This window comes from Neolewinella persica DSM 23188 (assembly GCF_000373105.1).
Classification (GTDB): domain Bacteria; phylum Bacteroidota; class Bacteroidia; order Chitinophagales; family Saprospiraceae; genus Neolewinella; species Neolewinella persica.
In genome coordinates this window covers 1-19,589 of record NZ_KB890455.1, presented here as the reverse complement: position 1 = coordinate 19,589, position 19,589 = coordinate 1, and the positions used below count along the sequence as shown (strand labels likewise).

Here is a 19,589-nt window from a genome sequence, read left to right as displayed (position 1 = left end):
CAGCGTTTAGCCCCTCACGATCTTTTCAATAACTGTGCTCATCCAGTTTAACCTTACCCCAAAAAGTCTTGTACACAAACGCCGTATAGGATAAGGCCAGCGGACCACCAATAGCGGCGAAAGTCAATAGAATTTGCAGCGATTTATTGGAGGCCGCTCCGTTGTAAACGGTAATATCGTTACCCAAACCGCTGCTGTCGATGATAATAACGGGGTACAACTCTATGGCTACCGTGATCAGCAACAACCCGACGGTGATGGCACTAAAAATAAAAGCTGGCAGGTACTTTCTTTTCGTGACTAGCCGGGGGATGTTCGCAATAGATAACACAGCCAGCACCGGGATAAAGAACAGCCAGGGCCGGGCCTTGAACCCGTCGGATAAATGTGGAATGTACAGCAGGGTGACCAATGACAGTAGCACGAAGAGAACGACGAAAGCGATGATGGAACGCTGCAATAATTGGTTGACTTTAGCGAAGAGTCGGCCTTCGGTCTTCATCGTCAGGTAAATGGCCCCGTGCATCATAAACAAGGAAAGGGAGGTGATTCCCACCAGGAAGGCGTAGGGGTTTAGAAAAGCAAGCCAGCTTCCGCTGTGCTCAAAGTTTTCGTTCAGCGGCATACCCTGCAAAACGTTACCCAACACTACCCCGAGTAGCAGGGCCAGCAAGGCGCTGGCTATGCTGTAAGAGACATCCCACATCTGACGCCACCACTTCATTGGTTCCTTGCTGCGAAACTCGATGGAAATGGCCCGGAAGATCAAGGCGAAGAGAAAGAGCATAAAGGGTATGTACATCGCCGAAAAAAGACTACCGTACACCACCGGGAAACCCGCAAACAAGGTGCCTCCACCGATGACCAGCCAAACCTCATTTCCGTCCCACACCGGCCCGACAGCATTGAGGGCTATCCGCCGACTTTCTTCCTTTCGAAAGAACAAATGCCAGGCGCCGGCGCCCAGGTCAAAACCATCCAACACTGCATATCCGGTAAATACTGCTCCAACTACCATAAACCATAAAGTCGGGTAATCGATGCCAGCGATGGTAGAGTAACCCGATGACGCGTCGGTGCCACAGGAAGTGAAAAGAAAGAGGGAAGCGAGGATGAGAACGATTTTTATCATGTTGGCAAAACCTTGGTGGTTGATCAATTTTGTTGTGGGGTCGCTGCGCTCCTGTTGCAGTAGTTGCAGGGTCGCTTACGCTCCTGTTGCAGTAGTTGCGGGGTCGTTGCGCTCCGGGTGCGAGAGCTGTAGAGTGCTTCCGCTGCAACACTTGTAGCTACTGAAACGAGAGGGGAGCGACCTCTGTCGCGCAGCGCGCTACCCTTCGATAACCTCTGCAATACCCTCCTGCAGCGGCCGGTCGTCAATCTTACTTTCATCATAGGGCCCTTTCTTTATTTTCTTATTGAGGACGTAGAAGAAAAGAATGGCCAGCAGCAGGTAGATGAGCATGAAACCGATTAGGGAAAACAAAATCTGATTGGCGGTTACCACGCGGGAAAAGGCATCGGAGGTACGCAGGTGACCGTAAACGACCCAGGGTTGGCGTCCCATCTCGGCAGCGAACCAACCGAACTGGTTGGCCATCTGCGGGAGGGCAACCGCCCAGACAAAAATCCAGAGGAGCCACTTCTTATCGAAGAGCGTTCCTTTCCACCAAAAGAAGCAAGTTAGTAGCGTCAGCCCGATCAGGGCCATACCAATGGCAACCATCAGATGATAAAACTGGAAAACGGCGTTTACCTGCCCCGGGCGATCCTCTTCAGGGAAGGCGTTCAGCCCCGTTACTGGAGCTTCGAAATCCTGTTCCAGCAAGAAGCCGAGTCCGCCAGGAATACCAATGCCGGTAGTTGTCTGGGTCTCCTTATCGACCCACCCCATGATATAGAGATCCGCAGGAGCCTCTGCTTCAAAATGTCCTTCCATCGCCGCGAGTTTGGCCGGCTGGTATTCGGCGACATACTCCGCACTGCGATGGCCGGTAAAAAGCTGACTCAGACTAAAGACCGTTGCCACGACTAAAGCAATTTTGAAGGCTTTTTTCGACATTTCAACGTACCGACCCCGAACTAGGTAATAGGCATGGACACTCAGCACCAGGAAAGCACCGGCCAGGAATGCACCGATCCAGACGTGCAGCATCCGGTCGATGCTGCTAGGATTGAGGACCATGGCCCAAAAGTCCACAATTTCAGCCTTAGCCTGCATCCCTTCCCCTACGATCTTGTAACCTGCCGGCGTTTGCTGCCAGCTGTTGGCCACCGTGATCCAAACTGCCGAGAAGGCAGATCCGAGAAAAACCCCGACAGTAGAAATGAAGTGTACCCGGGGGCTCACCCGGTTCCAGCCAAAAAGGAGGATACCAAGAAATCCGCTTTCCAACGCAAAGGCGAACAGCCCTTCGGCGGCCAGGGCACTGCCGAAAATATCTCCAACGTAGCGGGAGTAGGTGGCCCAGTTGGTCCCGAATTCAAATTCCATAACGATGCCGGTTGCCACACCGATGCCAAAGGTAAGGGCGAAGATCCTTGTCCAGAAACGACACATCGTTTCGTAAATCTTGTTTCCGGTACTAAGGTATAAGCCTTCCATTATCACCATAATCAAACCAATGCCAATGCTCAACGGCGGGTAGATGTAGTGGAAGGCAATGGTAAAGGCAAATTGTATCCTGGCAAGAATTTCTACGTCCATTATCTGAGGGGTATTAGTTGTAGTTTAAACATAGCGAGAGGACAAAAGCACTACTTCGCCACCGTAACTTAAAAGTAGTCTGAATTGAGAGGATTTATTTGCTTCTCCCAACCATTTCTGCACCTGCGACCGCGCCTAATTAGTAATTTGTATACAGTAGGCGTGGCCGCAGGTACAAAGGAAGTTAAAGAAAGCAAACTAATGATTCGCCTTCACCAGTTGCAAAGTTCTCCTGAATAACTTTTTCATTGTGTGACATAGATCACAAGTAGCAAAATCCAGAGCAGGTATCTTGACTTCGCTCAAAGGATGATTTCGTGCCAACACATCATGATATAGGCGTAGGACGTGTGATGACGCTCAAGAATACTCTTGTGCTCCTGGCCTTCTTATTGGTATCTATCGGTTGTAAAAAAGGCGCTGACCAACAGTTGACAGATGATCAGCCTGCAGTTTTCGGCAGCAGTCCGTATTTATTGTCGGCAACAGAAGTCGCCACCTTACTAAAAAGGTCGCCTCCTCCCCTATTGATTGAAGCGAGTAAGGCTGAGAATTTTGCGGAGGGTCATTTGCCCGGAGCAATTAACCTTTGGCGTCCGGATTACGCCGACCATGATAATTATCCTTACGGAGGGATGCGCGCCACTCGCAAAAAGATGGAGCAACTGATGGGAGATCTGGGCGCGGAGAACGATAAACTGATCATTATCTATTGTACCAAAGGAAGTGTGGATGCTGCCCGTTTGCAATGGATCCTCCGAAGCTACGGGCATGATTGGGTCGCAATAATGGATGGAGGGAAGGCCGCCTGGCAACATTCCGGATACCCACTTGTCAAATCTATTGATACCAACCGGGTACCGACAGACTACCATTTTCCCGGCCCCAGGCAGGATACTTTTTGCGCTTCTCTGGAAGAAGTGCTGGCCGCAACGACCGATACAAACACCATAATTATCGACGCCAGAGAGGATTATGAATATTTGGGGATCCCTCATCTTTCGAACAACCAGGTAGTTCACTATAAACCCGGAGCTTTCGCCCCAGGTGCCATTCCCGGAGCGCGCCACCTCAATTGGTCTGAATCGGTAGATCTTCATTCGGATCATACATTTAAGTCATTGGCCGACTTAAACCACAATTTTCTTCGGGAGGGCATCACCTCAAATAAGAAGATCATTGTTTACTGCCATTCAGGGGTTCGATCGGCACACACTACCTTCGTCCTCAGCCAGTTACTTGAGTACCCAAACGTCAAGAACTATGATGGTTCCTGGATTGAATGGAGTTACGTCTACGCATCAGATACCTCCGGGAAATTGCAGCATCTTACCAGCTCCGTTGAAACAGAATTGATCTACCGTGACATGGTGGCCGCTCTTCAGAACGAAAACATTGAATAAATTACCAGCAAGTAAACAATCGCATCATGAATAAGTACTGGAACCTGTTTAAAGAAGGCTACACCGGCTACGCCGACTACTTATACCACGAGATAACCCATCCGGCCTGGAACAACTATTTCTATTGGCTGATTGTAGTTTCGCTCTTCTTTTTTATTCTGGAAGTGGTCATCCCCTGGCGCAAAAAGCAGCCGGTTTTTCGAAAAGATTTCTGGCTGGATGTCTTCTACATGTTCTTCAATTTTTTCCTCTTTTCACTGATCATTTACAGTGCAGCTTCCAACGTCATCGTTAACCTTTTCAACGATGGTATCAGCTGGATTACCGGAGGATTTGACCTCCAGGCCAATAACCCAATGAATAGCTTCCCTATGTGGGCAGTCCTCCTCATTGGGTTTCTCGTCCGGGATTTTGTGCAGTGGTGGATCCACCGGTTATTACATCGTTCGGATACGCTGTGGGAGTTTCACAAAGTCCACCACTCAGTAGAAGAAATGGGATTTGCGGCTCATTTGCGTTACCACTGGATGGAGAACATCGTCTACCGAACCATCGAGTATATCCCCCTCGCACTACTGGGCATCGGGCTCTACGATTTTTTCATCATCCACATCTTTACCCTGGCCTGGGGGCACTACAATCATTCCAATATCAGTGTTAGTGGCTACGTAACCGGGGGTATTCTTGGTGCCCTGTTGGGAACCGTAGCTGCAAACGGACTACTGGACATCACCCTATTCGGTTCCCCTACCCTACTGGCTAAGTTCGGTATTATCATCGCCTTCTCTTTAGCAGGTGGTCTACTGCTGGGCAAGCTGATGAAGTACCTTTTCAACAGCCCGGAGATGCACATCTGGCATCACTCCTATGAATTACCAGAGACTCGCCGCTTTGGGGTTAATTTCGGCCTTACCCTGGCAATTTGGGACTACCTTTTTAAAACAGCTTATATTCCTCACGATGGGCAGGACATAAGACTTGGCTTCCCGGGTGTTGAGAAGTTCCCCCATGGCTTTGCCGGACAGGCAACCTACGGCTTTAAGGATAATCAAAAGGAATAAACGCACTAGTCTTCCACACAATCCAACGATAAAAATATTAACCGGCGCAATGAGCCCTCAAGATTAAAGAACATGCCAGACAAAAAAGTGATCGGTCTTCACGAGTTATACGAAAAAGACCCAATTGAAGCTGACAAGCTCTTGTGGGGCCGTACCAGTGACCCCGTAACCCGACGGGGGTTCTTACAAAAAGGTGCCCTCACCGCTTTATCTTTAGCACTGGGCTCCAACATGGTGTTCGCCAATAACTTCCCTGCCGGAATGATTCCTGCAGGCCTGGCCTATTCGGACCAGCCTTTCAACCTCCCCGGCAAACGAGCTGGTATGGTAGTACTCAACGATAAGCCCATCAACGCAGAAACACCGCCCCATCTGTTGGATGATGAACTAACGCCCAATGACCTCTTTTTTGTCCGTAACAACGGCATTCCACCGGAGAGCATTGACGTTAGCAGCTGGACATTGACCATTGAGGGAGAATCCGCCAGCCAGAAGAAGACCTACACCCTTGCGGAGCTTAAGTCTAAGTTTGAAAACGTTACCTACAACCTTACCCTCGAGTGCGGTGGGAATGGCCGGAAGGAATTCAACCCTCCTGCGAAGGGCAACCAGTGGTCTACCGGTGCGGTAGGCTGCGCTGCGTGGACAGGTGTCCGGTTAAGGGACGTTCTCAAAGACGTTGGTGTAAAAAGCAATGCGGTGTACGTAGCTTACTACGGCCAGGACACCCACCTTTCGGGAGAAGCCGGAAAAGTCGTCATTTCCCGCGGCGTCCCGGTCACTAAGGCTATGGAAGAAGAAAGTCTCATCGCCTGGGCCATGAATGGAAAGGATATTCCCGTACTCAACGGCTACCCGCTCCGGCTGGTATTTGGAGGCTTCCCAGCTTCCTGTTCCGGAAAGTGGCTGTCGCAAGTAGTTATCCGCGACCAGGTACACGATGGCCCGAAGATGACCGGTCAATCTTACCGGGTACCCTGCAAGCCAGTGGCCCCTGGAACAAAAGTTCCCGACGATGAAATGTGCATCATCGAGGAGATGCCCGTTAAGTCGCTGATCACTTTCCCAAAGACCGGTGCTACGATAAAACAAACGGCACGTCTTCCCATCCGGGGGAAAGCCTGGACTTCGGCTGAAAAGATCAAGACGGTTGAATGGTCCATCGATTTTGGTTCCAGCTGGTCTCCCTGTACCGTTCGGGTATCAGATAACCGCTACAGTTGGCAATCCTTCGATGCCAACGTCTCGTTCCCCGAAACGGGGTACTATGAAGTCTGGGTCCGGGCAACGGATTCGGCCGGTGCCGCCCAACCAATGTTGCTGCCCGGGTGGAACCCCCGGGGATATCTCAATAATGCCTGCCACCGCATCGCCGTAAAAGTATCCTGATTATGAGTAAACGCCCTGATGTACTCCCCCCCATGCTGGCAATATTAAACCTTGCACTGATGGCCTTCGCGCTGGTGCTCCTCTTTCTTCTGTTCGGGGACAGCGTGATGCAATCCTTTCGGAATCGACCGGTTCCAATGGACATGACCGCCTACCGGCCCGGAAGCGGAACAGGAGGTATGGCTGACGAAGACCAGATCAAAGATGGCATTCACGTCGCGACCGGACTCATTTACGCCGAAGGCTTTGACATCGTTCGGGGCACCTGCACCGCCTGCCATTCCGCCAAGTTGGTTACCCAGAACCGGGCTACACGGGAAGGGTGGACGGAGATGATTCGTTGGATGCAGGCCAAACAAGGGCTGTGGGACCTAGGTGCTAACGAGCCGATCATCCTGAGCTATCTGGCCACCAATTATGCGCCTGAAGACATTGGTCGGCGGGCTAGTATTGACGTGGATGCTATTGAATGGTATGTGTTGGATTTGGAAAAGGAACAGTAGTTCCTACCAGGACCTCTTAGCCAGCGCCAAAGTCTTTTCAATCCCCTCACGCGAAGACAATTCATGCCCCTCGTATTCTATACCGAGGTAACCACCGTAGTCGGCAGCACGAATGATCTTGAAGAGGGCATCATAATCCATTGTCGTCTCGTTTCCTTCAGCGTCAAATTCGAACGCCTTCACGCTGACGGATTCGGCATAAGGCATTAATTCCCGCAGGCCCCGGTAACGGTCGTATCGATTTATACATGGCGTACCCCATAGTTGACCGCCCACCCGTTCTGTGCACCAATTGTCGAAATCAGCCAGGCTGCCTACGCCAAGGGGCTGCAGCTGGCGGACTAAATCTGCCAACCAGGCACCGTCATTAGAGATACCACCGTGGTTTTCGATGATGATACGTACGTCTTCTGGTGCCGCGGCCGCTGCCAGGCGGCCAATGCCATCCAGGCAGGCGGTCTTGATCGCTTCAGGGGTACCGTCTCCATGGGCGTTGACCCGGATGATCGGACAGCCCAGGCGTTTGGCGGCCCGCACCCATTTGAGGTGTTCTTTAATGGCTGTTTCTCTTTCGGTCAAGTCGGATGCGCCCAGGTTACCGGCCCGGTCAACCATGATCATTAGATTTTTTACGCCAGCTTGCTTAGCCGTAGCTGCCAACTCGTCAAGATAGCTTTCGTCTTCTACCTTATCCTGGAAAAACTGGCTTACGTATTCAACCCCTTCAAATCCCATCTCACCCGCAGCTTTCACGAAATCCTGGCTGGTCATTTCTCCCGCGAATAAATCCCGGTTAAAGGACCACTGGGCGAGGGAGTAACGGGCAATTGACTTCTCCCCTACCCTTTGCTCAGGGATGTCGGTCGGTTCCTCCTTGACCTTAACCTGATCGGAGGAGGAAGAGCAAGCTACCAGGAAGGAGCAAAAAAGAAAGGCGCTTAGGTAGTGGAAGGTGTACCGCATGACCAGGTGTGTTTTTGGCGAGCCAGCCATATTGTAAATTTTGAGAAAATCATAAATGAGTAAACTAAAGTTACAGGTATTAGTACTACAACACATAAAGACATCTTTATGCATTGCATGCACGGCTCCTCCCTTTGCACCTGCGGCCGCGCCTTTTAGGAACTTCTGAAACGATCCACTAGTTACCTAGTTCCTACTATCTAAGCCTTCCCATCTGCCCCCGCAGCTTCTTGGCCCAATCCTCTAAGGTTTTCAACGCTGCGAAGTGTTCGGGATAATTTTTCCTGACCATCCCACGGAAGACGGCCCGAAAAATGGGGTCTGCCATGTTCTCCGCGTTACTCCGGTCGCTCCGGTAACCACTCCCTCTTTTTTTTGAGGCTTTAGCAAAGGCATTTCCCTTTGCGTCCGGAAACCGGTCGAAAATACCGCGGATGACTTCTTCGGTTTTCTCCACCAATTGGCTGTTGATTTCCTCATACTTCTTTTCCACCTGGGCAAGTTCCTTCCGTCGCTTATCTGCTTTTTTCCGGGCCTGTTTCCGCTTTGCTTCTTCCGCAGCGCGGGCCGCCACCAGGTTGTCGGTTGAAACCATGGTATGCAGGTATCCGCCAATGTTCTGAATGTCCTTACCTGACTTCAGCTGATTCAAGGTGTAATTGATGCCGTACTGGATTTGTTCTTCGGAGTACGCCTTCACCCAGCGGCGTACCGCGGGTTCCTCCACGTAGGGAGCGACCTGGACAAACAGACGGGAAACAACCGCATCTTCTTCGTGGCTCACCTGCTGCATGCCCAGCTCCGGCATCTTCTCATCAACCTGCGCTGCATCATAGCGTGGGTTTCGCATGATGATGAAACGGATTTTATTCACCTTACGCCCCTGCTTTAGTGGTTCAAATTCAAAACACAGGTCGGTGTGCAACAGCAAATGCTTTTGGGCCTTCTGCAGGATTTTCTGGTTGAAGCTACCGTAGAGCGGGTAGTTGTCCTTCACCACCATTTTCCCCTTCGAGTTCCGGTGCATCTCCTTGGCGCCGATGATTTCTTTAAGTTCCTCGAATTCAAAAGTGCGGTACCCAATCTTCTCATACTGCTTTAGCAACTCGTAGATCCGGACGGAATAGCTGCTGGGCAGGTTAAGGATGTTCTTTACGTCATAAACGGTGAAGCGAGATTTAAGCTCCAGTATGTGCGGCTTCATCTTAGGGTGAAACCTTACCTCTATATAATTGGTATTGGAGCCCTGCACCTGTGTCGTCGCGTCCACAATGAGGTGGGTCCGGGTTTCATTCATCCCCTCCTCCGTTTCCTGAAAAATGGATACTTCCTTCTGCAGCAACGTATTTGCGCCATCACGTAGCAGATCGTAAGAGGCCTTATCTTTGTCAAGTCCAAACTCCTGGATGATGTCCCTCAAATAGATACGATAAGGCTTGAAATCCTCGTCGGCCATACGGACCATTGTGATCATCTTTGTGAAGACGCGTGTCTCCCACATATTGAACTTATATCGGGCTTCGACCAGGGAGTTTGACTTCCTGACCATCAGGCGAACAGTAGGTATGGATGGTGTCATTCGGTGCGAATTATATCTTGCCGCAAGATACGGTATATTTAGACCTGTACTTCGGTATTCTTGCCACCCCATCCAACTGTACCATATCTAGGAAAGCATACCATTATTAGGAAACAGTAATCCTAATTTCAGTACAATTTGACCGACTTCCGGTATACTACGACCGAAATATGGTACACTTCTTCCTAAAATAGGTATAGTTAGGTTTATAATTTACTGATAAACAGTTAGTTATGGGCTCCTAAAAGGATAAAAGAGTATTAAAAGGTAAAAACAACAGTAGGGCAAAGCCCCTACTTTTGGTATAGTTGTTTCTCTTACTTCAATTATTAGCTTCCTAGAGAACTTTTAAAGGAGCCCACCTCGTGTTCTAAATATGGTATAGTTGAGAGAGATTAAAATTAGTCCCTTTTCCTTCATTTTCAATCGGGACGTCCTAAATGTGGTATAATTCCTGTTTTGACGCTGTTTTTAGGAGGGTAGAACGCTTTGAGGCTATAGTAGAAGCCAGCTTTTCCTAAATTTGGTATAGTTTGAGCGTTTATGCCAGATTTCCTTCTCAATTTATTCCTTCCTTCCCCTAAATTCGGTACAATTCATATCGGAGAGTACACCTTCCTGGCTCAATTATATCTTTTTTAGGTCGTCGGAAGCCGAAACACCGTACTACTGATGATAACTGTACTAAATGAGCGGTAAAACGGCCCATTGTTGTCCTAGAACCGGTACAATTCCGCAAACAATCTAACTATACCACGTTTTCGGAGCGGTGCAGAATTCGGGGTGGTGAGGTATTGTAGGCGAGAGGTTCTAAATTTGGTATATGTTGATATAACTATATGATTACCAGTTCTTTAGGGTATTTTTTTTGTTTCTATAGCACCCCTAAAGGTGGTACATTTACCCGGTCTTTCGCTACTTTAACCCTGCTTTCCTGGCTTTTTTGGCCACATTTCCTAAATGTGGTACATTAACCCTGCTTTCTAGCTTGTACGGAAGGCCTTTTACCTATATTTGGTATAGTTGTGGGGTAAAGCAACCGCTTTATCGGGGCTTGTCCTAGATTTGGTATACTTCGCGGTAAGCTTTACTTAAGCGATCGGGCAACGACTTCGATGATGTAGTCCTTCATTGTAGTCTCCTGCTCCAGCGCAAGGTACTTTAGCTTGAGGTGGAGCTCTTTTGGAATATCGAGGGTGAGCCGTTTGGTTCCTTCCTTTGGGTATACGGACCGGGTGGAAAGTGCGCTTGCCTCACTTTTCCGGGGGCGCCCCCTACCCTTCCGGGGTGTTGCAGCGGGAGCCGTTTTTTTGGGCGCGGCCGCAGGTGCCGTAGTCGTTGGAGGAGCAGGGATCGTTTCGGCTTTAGCAACTGGTTTTTCTCTTGCAGGAGGGTTGTCGGCTACCTTTTGGACGACCTCGTCCATTGTCTCTTCGGTCACCTTTACAGTGCGCTTCAGGCTGGGGCGCTTCAGGTTTGCTGCCAGTAAATTTTTCTTTGCCATCTTTAAATCTTTATGTCTTTAATAAACTTGTTTTACACGAACGCTAAGCAGTAGCAAGTGCCACCAGCTCCCGGGTTAGTCGGTCGATTTCAACTTTTGCCTTTCGATCGGAGTATTCTACTACCCCTAAACCTGATACATTTGCCTCGCCGTAGGCCACCCGGTTGCCCAGCTTCACTTTGAACAGACCCACCTCGTAGGTTTCGGCGAGCTGCTCTACGATGCCAGCGGCCAGGGTATGCAGCGTTACGTTGCTCCGGTGCATATTGACCAGCAGCTGAGCGTTGACGGGGTCATCTCCCGCATCGTCCTTGGCTTCACGGATCTCCTGGAACTTCTCCAGTAACTGTTCCGATACCCAAACGTCGCTGCCGCCAGTAGTACTGATCGGTATGATCAGAAAATGGCTGGTGTACATGGCTTTTACCGCAATGGGGGAAAGGGCCGGCGGACAGTCGATGATCAGCACGTCGTACTGTTCGTACTGCGCTCGTACTTGCTTGGCAAAGCTCTTGGGGTTAGTCAGGGAAATGCAGGGGATGGAAGGCTCAATACCGTTTTCGTCCCGTCGGTCACTCCAGCTGGAAGTAGCCCTGGTATTGTCGGCGTCTACCAAACAAACCTTGTGCCCCTGATGGACTAGCGCTACGGCCAGGTTCTGCGCTACCGTACTCTTCCCTACCCCGCCTTTATAGTTGATGCTTGAAATGATCATGTTGGTTCTTTATATCTTTGTATGATGATGTCTTTATGTAAGGTATTAAGGACATCATTACTTCTTTATTTAAAGATTGACTTATGTAAAGATACAAAGATATAATATAATAATGACATCATTATGAATTTATATACTTTTTTGAAGAAGTAAAGACATAAGTACGTCTTTATGCATTAAGTGGCAATTCTGACCTGAGGTTTTAACGCGTTAAAGACATCTTTATATAAAGAAAAATTTGAAACTATAAATTTATAGTAACTCTCAAATAACTGCTTATCAATTCATTGTGGTTTGTGTCATGCCCTTCGTAAGAATAAGTCAGACCTGAATAGGGTGAAGGAAAGGAATCACGTTGTCCTATAATCCGGTATTCAACTTTCTTAATTACTAGCTGCATAAAGTTGAATTAGGATTAAATTAAACTCGCCGTTTTCTGCCATGGAGTTTTTTAGATGCTTTTAGTAGGGTAGGGTACACACTCCGGATTCAGCTGGATAAGTCAGTATAGTGGAGATAACTCAAATTATTGACGCTTCACTTTAGTTTAAAAAACCAATCAAGGCCGTTGAACGGCAGGCTGAAAGCCTGCCGAACGAAGAGCCCCGCTACTCCATTCATGAGTAGCGGGGCTTTTGATATATCCGAGGAGGGGGGTTACAATCCCATCAACCAGCACAAAGCTTCCCAGGTCCGCCCCTGGTTCAGGTGGCTTTGAGCAAGGCGATGGATGGCCTCAGGTCCCTGAGCTTTGATTTTCCGGTAACTGGCGGAGTCAACAACTTTTGCGACATCGGCAGGGTGGGGGAGTCGTTCGACGTTTCCGAGCCGGCCGAGGTTGTTGCCCGTCAGTATGGTACTGTTGCGGATGTGGGGAGGTAGCTGGTCGATGCCGACGCCTTTGGTCAGAACGGGTTTAGGAATCTCGAAAAGGGATTCCGGGGTGGCGCGGCAATAGTCGTTGCCCCCCATGCGGGCAACGAGGTCAAGTTTGCGGGTGTCGAGTTTACCATCGTTGCCGAGATAGTCCTCATTGATATGGGCCATGACGACACGGGCCAGGATGAGGTTGCCTGCTCCCGGCCCTTCTCCCAAAGCAATCACGCGATCGACCTTACACTCGAAAGCAACGGGGGATTCCCCGACACGAGGCGGCCTCACTACTTCACTTTGCACCTGCGTCAGCGCCGCCTTATCAAATTCATTTACCCCTTTATCATATTCGGTACTGGCCAGCGACATTTGCTCTACGATAGAGTAGTTGACGATGTTGATCACTACTTCGGGTACTTCCAGCACATTCTCCAGCGTGTGCTTCGTTGAGCCATCACGCACCCGCCGGGAAGGGGAGAAAACCATCATCGGCGGATTAGCGCTGAAGACGTTGAAAAAACTGAAGGGGCTCAGATTGACGTTGCCCTCCTTGTCGATCGTTGACGCGAAGCAGACGGGACGCGGGGCAACTGCGGTGGTCAGGTAGCCGAAGAGCTCAGCGGTTGATACTTTTTTAGGATCTATGATCATCGAGTAGAGTTGTCGGTAATTTAAAGGTGTTGAATTCGGCACCTTTATTCAAGGGCGTGTCCTATTATCGCTCGTCGTATAACCGCCATTTACGAGTAGGTTTAGACTTAGTTTGGAAAACAGTGATTCCGTATTCAGGTTTTTTGCTAAGGTATGAACTGGCGGATACTACCAATTTCGTTGCTTCTGTACTTGCTTCAAGCGCTCAATCTTCTCTGGCGTATCACAATAAAACTTAATGAACTCTTTGGCTTTGATGGTTAATCGGTCAAGCATTTCCTCGCGGGAGTACTGATCCTCCTGAAGGTGGCGCAGAATCACCTGGAGGGAGGCCATGGTATTGAGTTCTTCAGTGGTTGCGAAGTCACGCATATTCGCACGTTTGTCCTTTGGCTGGAACCTGGCACGCCATTGTTTGGCGGTCATTTTCCAGAGCGCTAGATTTAGGATGTCGGCGTCGACTTGTTTCAGGTGCCGGCGGAGGGTAGACTTACGATCGCCATATATGATATCGCGGGTATGAGGGTCTGGAGGATTGGGGATTTGGCGCTGGCTGTTAGCCTGAGTAATCATTTTGTAGTTCTTCGCCGCCAGTTCGCGGGAGAAGCGAAGCCGGGTGGCGTCTTCACCATAGACCGTTCTTTGCAGATCGATGTAGGAATCGAGAGTTGCGAGATAAAAGGCGGGATCCATCCAGTTGGCAAAATGGATAGCCCACTGAATGGCGGCGTAGGTTCCTCCATTACGTCCTCTCTTGGAATAGATTCCAATACATCCTATTTCCATCAGGTTTTTAGCAGAAAGGCGAAAAGCGTTACGGCCTGCCTTTTTCGTAAACCTGTCGAATTCGACAGGTTTAAAGTTGACATTGTAAAGTTGCTCCCATTCCTGGATAAAGTCAACAGTATCAGCTGTCCGAAGCCAGTTGGCAATTAGTACATCCGGCTCATCCCCTTTTAGCTTTGCCAAATCAGTTATACAGATGAAATCGCTTTTAGGATCGTGGCGAACATCGTTTCCCTTAACAACGATAGATGATGATTTAGCCATAGATGTGATTCTATTGATGTCTGCGTGTAAAACCTGTCGAATTCGACAGGTTTTACACGCAGACATATTAAGCAATTTAGGGACAAAGTTGTTTCAACGCCATTTCTTGAAGCAGGATCACAGGACTATACTTTAAGAAAACTGGGTTTAAGTGGAAAGATTGAGGGCTCTCCGAAAGGGAAAAATTTTTAAGGGTCCTTCCTCTATTCATTCAGGGCTGGCAGGTAAAATTTCCGCAGAAACTTCACCGAAACCGACCCGAATATCTCCGGCTTCACCCCAACCGCGCATTGTGACGGTGTCGCCGTCATCGAGAAAGCTTCGGGTGCTGCCGTCGTTCATGGGGAAGGGTTGTTTGCCGCCTTTGGAGATCTCTAGCATGGAGCCGTAGGAGCTTTCGTCTTTGCCGGAGATGGTGCCGGAGGCCATCAGGTCGCCAACGCGCACGTTGCAACCATTTACGGTATGGTGGGCCAGTTGCTGGCGCATGCTCCAGTACATGTAGCCAAAATTGGAACGGGAGACGACCTGTTCTGTACCATTTTTAGGGGTAATGCCAACTTCGAGTTGGATGTTGTAGTTGGCGGGCCCGCGGGATGCAAGATAGGGTAGTACGGCAGGGTCCTGTGCCGGTCCTGCGGTCCGGAAAGGCTCCAGGGCTTCCAGCGTGACGATCCAGGGAGCGAGGGAGGAAGCAAAGCTTTTGCCCAGGAAGGGGCCGAGGGGAACGTATTCCCACTTCTGGATGTCGCGGGCAGACCAGTCGTTGAACAGGGCGAGGCCAAAGATGTAGTCTTCCGCTTCGTCGGTAGAAACCTGCTGGCCGAGTTCGGAGTCCTTGCCGATAACGAAGCCCATTTCGAGCTCGAAGTCAAGGCGTTTGCTGGGGCCGTAGATCGGTGTATCTGAGGTAGGGGGCTTGGTCTGTCCCTTGGGGCGGCGAATTGGTACGCCGGATTCGATGATGGAAGACGACCTGCCGTGGTAACCTACGGGGAGGTGGCGCCAGTTGGGCAGCAGGGCGTTTTCGGGGTCGCGGAACATGCGGCCAACGTTGGTGGCGTGCTCAATGCTGGAGTAGAAATCGGTGTAGTCGCCAATGCTGATCGGCAGGTGCATCGTGGCTTCGGCCTGGGGGACGAATAGTTCCGGTTTGCCGGCAAGGGGACTGTCCTTGCTTTTCAACCAACCCTGCACCTGCGTCCGCGCCTTATTGGTCACGCTTTTACCCAGCGCAATGAACGGATTGAGCTTGTCTTCGTAGAAAACACTAACGTCAAAGTCAAAGAGTTCCAGCTCAGCCACGGCTACCATATCGAGGATTTGATCACCGATGGCCATGCCTACGCGCGGAGACTCTCCCGGCACGGAAAAGATGCCCCAGGGCAAGTTATGAATGGTAAAATCGGAATCTTTGGCTACTTGAACTAACATGAACGCTGCTTTGACTTAAACTTAATAGTTGTCGGAGCAACAAAGGTAGGAAGTGTATTGTTTGCGGGCGGTTTTTTAAAACGAAAACGAGCTTAAAAAGGCCACAACTCTCAGGGTCTGTTTCCCCGTTGAGGGTGTCCCCACCCGAACCGAAGGATCAGCCACTCTGTTATAATCAAAATGCTGGTTGAGCTTAACCTGGTTCATGGTGGATACACCCTAATGTTATTACCTTCGGGTGAGGGCGCCCTTAACCTAAAATCACTGTCATGAAACTGTCCAACCCCAATCTCCTTCGTCACCAGGCCTACATCAATGGAACATGGATACCCGCCAAAGATGGCCGGACCTTTCCCGTTTTGAACCCTTTCAACGATGAATTAATCGCCGAAGTCGCCGATTTAGGGGCGGCGGATACGGAAATAGCGATCGAAGCAGCGGCTGTAGCCTTCAAAAGCTGGCGGGCGGAGACCGCCGGGCGACGATCCAAAATTCTGCGCCGTTGGTTCGAGTTGATCCTCGAAAATATCGACGATCTGGCACTGATTCTGACGACCGAGCAGGGTAAGCCGCTGGCGGAAGCAAAAGGAGAGATAAAGTACGGGGCGTCCTTCGTGGAATGGTTTGCTGAAGAAGGGAAACGGGCTTATGGCGACGTCATCCCCGGGCACGGAAGGGATAAGCGGATTACCGTGATCAAGCAGCCGGTGGGCGTAGTGGCGGCGATTACGCCCTGGAATTTTCCGGTGGCCATGATTACGCGCAAGGTGGCTCCGGCGCTGGCGGTGGGCTGTACGGTGGTGATCAAACCAGCCCAGGATACGCCTTTGTCGGCCCTGGCGCTGGCGGTACTCGCCGAAGCGGCAGGGATTCCACCAGGTGTTTTCAATGTGCTGACGAGTAACCAGGCCAAGAGGGTAGGGGAGGTGCTCACTTCGAGCCCAATTGTACGAAAACTAAGTTTTACTGGCTCCACGCCTGTGGGTAAGGAGCTGATGCGGCAGTGCGCCGGGACGGTGAAAGCGCTTTCGCTGGAGCTGGGGGGCAACGCACCGTTTATCGTTTTTGAGGATGCGGACATCGAGGGCGCGGTCGCAGGTGCCATGGCGTCGAAATACCGAAACGGCGGACAAACCTGTGTGTGCGCTAATCGCTTTTACGTCCAGTCCTCCGTTTATGACCAGTTCGTTGAAAGGCTGGCAGCAGCAGTCGAAGAACTCTCCGTCGGGGACGGCCGGGAGGCCGGCGTAGACGTCGGCCCCCTCATCAACGACGCCGGGCTCAAGAAGGTCCGGGAACTGGTGGACGACGCAAAGCAAAAGGGCGCGATGGTAAAAATTGGCGGTAGTCAGCTGAAAACCGGTGCCCGCTGCTACGCCCCGACGGTCCTTGCCGGCGTAACTAAGGATATGGACCTGCTACAAACCGAAATATTCGGTCCCGTGGCCCCCATCGTCCGTTTTGACACCGAGGCGGAAGTTATCGCCCTGGCCAACGATACGCCCTTTGGTCTGGCCGCCTACTTCTATGGTCGGGACTACGCCCTGATCTGGCGCGTGGCGGAGGCCCTGGAGTATGGCATGGTGGGCATCAATACCGGGATGATCTCTACTACCGTCGCGCCCTTCGGCGGGATGAAAGAAAGCGGCTTTGGACGCGAAGGGTCGAAGTATGGGCTGGAGGATTATTTGGAGATTAAGTACATGTGTTGGGGTGGGGTTGGTGAATAGGGGAAGGAGTGAGGGTAAGAATGCAAGTGTGTGTTTTACTCATTTCTTAATTTCTTTAAATGATTTAAATAATTCTAATTACCCAAAACTACTACCTCCAGTTATCAACTTTATTTACCAGGAAATAAGAAAACTTAGCTTACTCAACAAGCTCGGAGACCGATCAATAAAACAGGCTCTCCGTCGCGCGAAGCACGACGGAAAAGTGTAGCATAACAACGGTCGCTAAGCTTTTCGAACCGTCAAAACGGATGTAAAGTTGATTAGCCACTATAGCTAACTGTTTGGAATCCTGCCGTGAGGCACGACACCATCAACCTTCTCCAACTCACTCCACCGAACCGTAAACAGCATCCCGAAACTTCTTATGCAACCGAATCGGGTCATAAGGAAACAGTTGGGTGAAGAGCACTGCTGTCAGTTCGTTGGTGGGGTCTACCCAGAAGAGGGTACTGGCTGCGCCGTCCCAATAGAATTCGCCGACTATGCCATTGTTTTCGTCCTTGTCGGCGGGTGGTCGGACCCGGACGGCAAAGTTGATGCCAAAGCCCATCTGTCCTTTGCTGGGTAGCCAACTCCGTTCCTTGATGTCTTCTGAGAGGTGGCTGGTAGCCATTAACTTAACTGTCTCCGGTTTGAGAATCTGGACGCTATCGTGGGAACCTTCGTTTACCAGCATTTGGGCGAAGCTCATATAGTCGTCCAGCGTAGCGGTAAGGCCCCAACCGCCGGGGGTGAGCACCTGCGCGTTGGTATTGAAAGCTTGACTTTCCACTGCGGGCATTTGGGTGAGGGTGCCATCGTCGCTTCGCCGGTAAACGGCGGAAAGCCGCGTTCGGTCTGCTTCGGGAACGAAATACCGGGTTTCTGTCATGCCGAGCGGATTGAGCACGTTGGCGCGGAGGTATTCGTCAAAAGGCTGACCGGAGAGTCGCTCCACCAGAAGGGCTTGCATATCGACCGAAGGTCCGTACAGCCATTGTTCACCGGGGTGAAAGAGTAGGGGATAGGTCGCTATTTTTTTCGCTAGTTCGGAGAGGGTATGGTCGGTGGCTCGCACGTCGGCTTTTTCCCACAATTCCTGCAGTCCCGGGGTGTCGCCGCCGTTATAAAAACCGGCGGTGTGGCGGGTGAGGTCGCGGATGGTCATTGGCCGGCGAGGTGCTTCGGTTTTGACTTTTCCGTTGGCGTCCACCCCAGCGTAGACGCTTAAATTGGCTAATTCGGGGAGGTATTGGCTGACCGGGTCGTCGAGTTTGAATTTACCTTGTTCCCATAGTTGCATCAGGGCAGTGCCGGTCAACGGTTTGGTCATGGAGTAGATCTGCACGATGGTATTGCGGTCCATTGGCCGCGCTGCTTCCCTGTCTGTATAGCCGAAAGCGCCGAAGTAAACTTCTTCTCCTTGTTCATAAATCAGGGCAGAGACGCCCGCTGTGCTACCTGGACCAGTGAGGGCCCGTAGCGTACTGTCAATGCGGGCGCGGACGCCGGATGCAATGATTGGATGATGGAAGCCAGGTTCCGCAGTGATGGTCTCTGGCGGATGTTGATCCGTACCAGACCCGCAGGAAAGCAGGGCAAAGAGGGGAAGTATCAGGAAAAAACGAATGGGGGTAGTCATGATCGGATGAGCGAGTTTCGAATTTGAAGGAAGAACATCAAGGTAAGGGCTTGGAGGGTAATGGTGGATTAGAAGGTCATGCCCTAAAGCAGCTCTACGTTTTCTATAGAGTCGTTTTAGAGACTAAATTGGTTATACACTAAAATAGCTCTACACTTTTAACATTTAGATCCTGTTGGGATTTCTGCCGCTTTTTAGAAGATTTTTCTCTCCGACTATTTTTCCGCCACCGTTTCGGCATCGGCCCCATCATTTTGTGAGCTTGTAGCGGCGTCATCATGTCGACGGAGCGATGCGGCCGTTCTTCATTATAGATGCGGATAGCCTCCGCTACGGCTTCGAGAGCTTCTTCATGAGTAGGGTAGCCGTCCTGTAACAACTCGGTCTTCAAGATGCCGTTGAT

At 50.6% G+C, this 19,589-nt stretch carries 16 protein-coding genes; 5 read left to right on the top strand and 11 right to left on the bottom strand.

Annotation, left to right across the window (positions count from 1 at the left end; genetic code table 11):
* Positions 1–25: 25 nt before the first annotated feature.
* Together cydB and B036_RS0121525 are read right to left on the bottom strand one after the other, a co-directional pair.
* Positions 26–1,132: a cytochrome d ubiquinol oxidase subunit II gene (gene cydB, locus B036_RS0121530; RefSeq protein ID WP_020570810.1), complete on the bottom strand. Its 1,107-nt coding sequence runs from the start codon at positions 1,130–1,132 to the stop codon at positions 26–28.
* 198 nt (positions 1,133–1,330) lie between these two features.
* Positions 1,331–2,707, bottom strand: coding sequence for a cytochrome ubiquinol oxidase subunit I (locus B036_RS0121525; RefSeq protein WP_020570809.1), 1,377 nt, complete (start codon positions 2,705–2,707; stop codon positions 1,331–1,333).
* A gap of 317 nt (positions 2,708–3,024) precedes the next feature.
* Between B036_RS0121525 and B036_RS0121520 the strand changes: the two genes are divergently transcribed.
* The 4 genes from B036_RS0121520 (at position 3,025) to B036_RS0121505 (ending at position 7,063) form a co-directional block, all read left to right on the top strand.
* Positions 3,025–4,110: a sulfurtransferase gene (locus B036_RS0121520; protein ID WP_157472295.1), complete on the top strand. Its 1,086-nt coding sequence runs from the start codon at positions 3,025–3,027 to the stop codon at positions 4,108–4,110.
* A 26-nt stretch (positions 4,111–4,136) separates the two neighbouring features.
* The gene (locus B036_RS0121515) at positions 4,137–5,171 is read left to right on the top strand and encodes a sterol desaturase family protein (protein ID WP_020570807.1); all 1,035 of its coding nucleotides are present in this window, start codon (positions 4,137–4,139) and stop codon (positions 5,169–5,171) included.
* Between the two features lie 72 nt (positions 5,172–5,243).
* Entirely contained in the window at positions 5,244–6,560 is a 1,317-nt protein-coding gene (locus B036_RS0121510) for a sulfite oxidase (protein WP_020570806.1), read from the top strand.
* A gap of 2 nt (positions 6,561–6,562) precedes the next feature.
* Positions 6,563–7,063: a hypothetical protein gene (locus B036_RS0121505; RefSeq protein WP_020570805.1), complete on the top strand. Its 501-nt coding sequence runs from the start codon at positions 6,563–6,565 to the stop codon at positions 7,061–7,063.
* A gap of 3 nt (positions 7,064–7,066) precedes the next feature.
* Here B036_RS0121505 and B036_RS30490 read toward each other — a convergent pair whose 3' ends face one another.
* The 7 genes from B036_RS30490 to fahA all read right to left on the bottom strand — a co-directional run bounded on the left by B036_RS30490 (position 7,067) and on the right by fahA (position 15,832).
* Entirely contained in the window at positions 7,067–8,056 is a 990-nt protein-coding gene (locus B036_RS30490; protein WP_020570804.1) for a sugar phosphate isomerase/epimerase family protein, read from the bottom strand.
* 166 nt (positions 8,057–8,222) lie between these two features.
* Positions 8,223–9,605, bottom strand: coding sequence for a replication initiation protein (locus tag B036_RS0121495; RefSeq protein ID WP_169435087.1), 1,383 nt, complete (start codon positions 9,603–9,605; stop codon positions 8,223–8,225).
* A gap of 1,087 nt (positions 9,606–10,692) precedes the next feature.
* Positions 10,693–11,109 carry a hypothetical protein gene (locus B036_RS0121490; protein ID WP_020570802.1) on the bottom strand — a complete coding sequence of 139 codons (417 nt, stop codon included), beginning with the start codon at positions 11,107–11,109 and terminating at the stop codon, positions 10,693–10,695.
* A gap of 43 nt (positions 11,110–11,152) precedes the next feature.
* Positions 11,153–11,824 carry an AAA family ATPase gene (locus B036_RS0121485; RefSeq protein WP_020570801.1) on the bottom strand — a complete coding sequence of 224 codons (672 nt, stop codon included), beginning with the start codon at positions 11,822–11,824 and terminating at the stop codon, positions 11,153–11,155.
* Between the two features lie 657 nt (positions 11,825–12,481).
* Positions 12,482–13,348: a flavin reductase family protein gene (locus tag B036_RS0121480; RefSeq protein ID WP_020570800.1), complete on the bottom strand. Its 867-nt coding sequence runs from the start codon at positions 13,346–13,348 to the stop codon at positions 12,482–12,484.
* A 168-nt stretch (positions 13,349–13,516) separates the two neighbouring features.
* Complete coding sequence (locus B036_RS30485) at positions 13,517–14,398, bottom strand: KilA-N domain-containing protein (protein ID WP_020570799.1); 882 nt, start codon at positions 14,396–14,398, stop codon at positions 13,517–13,519.
* A gap of 207 nt (positions 14,399–14,605) precedes the next feature.
* Positions 14,606–15,832, bottom strand: a complete 1,227-nt coding sequence (fahA, locus tag B036_RS0121470; protein ID WP_020570798.1) for a fumarylacetoacetase — start codon at positions 15,830–15,832, stop codon at positions 14,606–14,608.
* A gap of 269 nt (positions 15,833–16,101) precedes the next feature.
* Between fahA and B036_RS0121465 the strand changes: the two genes are divergently transcribed.
* Complete coding sequence (locus B036_RS0121465) at positions 16,102–17,562, top strand: NAD-dependent succinate-semialdehyde dehydrogenase (protein ID WP_020570797.1); 1,461 nt, start codon at positions 16,102–16,104, stop codon at positions 17,560–17,562.
* A gap of 328 nt (positions 17,563–17,890) precedes the next feature.
* Here B036_RS0121465 and B036_RS0121460 read toward each other — a convergent pair whose 3' ends face one another.
* Both B036_RS0121460 and B036_RS30480 read right to left on the bottom strand, forming a co-directional pair.
* A complete protein-coding gene (locus tag B036_RS0121460; RefSeq protein ID WP_020570796.1) occupies positions 17,891–19,186 on the bottom strand; it encodes a serine hydrolase domain-containing protein in 1,296 nt (431 codons plus the stop codon).
* A 139-nt stretch (positions 19,187–19,325) separates the two neighbouring features.
* Positions 19,326–19,589 (bottom strand): integrase core domain-containing protein (locus B036_RS30480; protein ID WP_020570795.1); only part of this gene is annotated, 264 nt, incomplete at its 5' end.

Coding starts and splice junctions, on each gene's coding strand:
- cydB (WP_020570810.1), bottom strand. CDS start 1,132: ATGATAAAAATCGTTCTCATCCTCGCTTCCCTCTTTCTTTTCACTTCC.
- B036_RS0121525 (WP_020570809.1), bottom strand. CDS start 2,707: ATGGACGTAGAAATTCTTGCCAGGATACAATTTGCCTTTACCATTGCC.
- B036_RS0121515 (WP_020570807.1), top strand. CDS start 4,137: ATGAATAAGTACTGGAACCTGTTTAAAGAAGGCTACACCGGCTACGCC.
- B036_RS0121510 (WP_020570806.1), top strand. CDS start 5,244: ATGCCAGACAAAAAAGTGATCGGTCTTCACGAGTTATACGAAAAAGAC.
- B036_RS0121505 (WP_020570805.1), top strand. CDS start 6,563: ATGAGTAAACGCCCTGATGTACTCCCCCCCATGCTGGCAATATTAAAC.
- B036_RS30490 (WP_020570804.1), bottom strand. CDS start 8,056: ATGGCTGGCTCGCCAAAAACACACCTGGTCATGCGGTACACCTTCCAC.
- B036_RS0121495 (WP_169435087.1), bottom strand. CDS start 9,605: ATGACACCATCCATACCTACTGTTCGCCTGATGGTCAGGAAGTCAAAC.
- B036_RS0121490 (WP_020570802.1), bottom strand. CDS start 11,109: ATGGCAAAGAAAAATTTACTGGCAGCAAACCTGAAGCGCCCCAGCCTG.
- B036_RS0121485 (WP_020570801.1), bottom strand. CDS start 11,824: ATGATCATTTCAAGCATCAACTATAAAGGCGGGGTAGGGAAGAGTACG.
- B036_RS0121480 (WP_020570800.1), bottom strand. CDS start 13,348: ATGATCATAGATCCTAAAAAAGTATCAACCGCTGAGCTCTTCGGCTAC.
- B036_RS30485 (WP_020570799.1), bottom strand. CDS start 14,398: ATGGCTAAATCATCATCTATCGTTGTTAAGGGAAACGATGTTCGCCAC.
- fahA (WP_020570798.1), bottom strand. CDS start 15,832: ATGTTAGTTCAAGTAGCCAAAGATTCCGATTTTACCATTCATAACTTG.
- B036_RS0121465 (WP_020570797.1), top strand. CDS start 16,102: ATGAAACTGTCCAACCCCAATCTCCTTCGTCACCAGGCCTACATCAAT.
- B036_RS0121460 (WP_020570796.1), bottom strand. CDS start 19,186: ATGACTACCCCCATTCGTTTTTTCCTGATACTTCCCCTCTTTGCCCTG.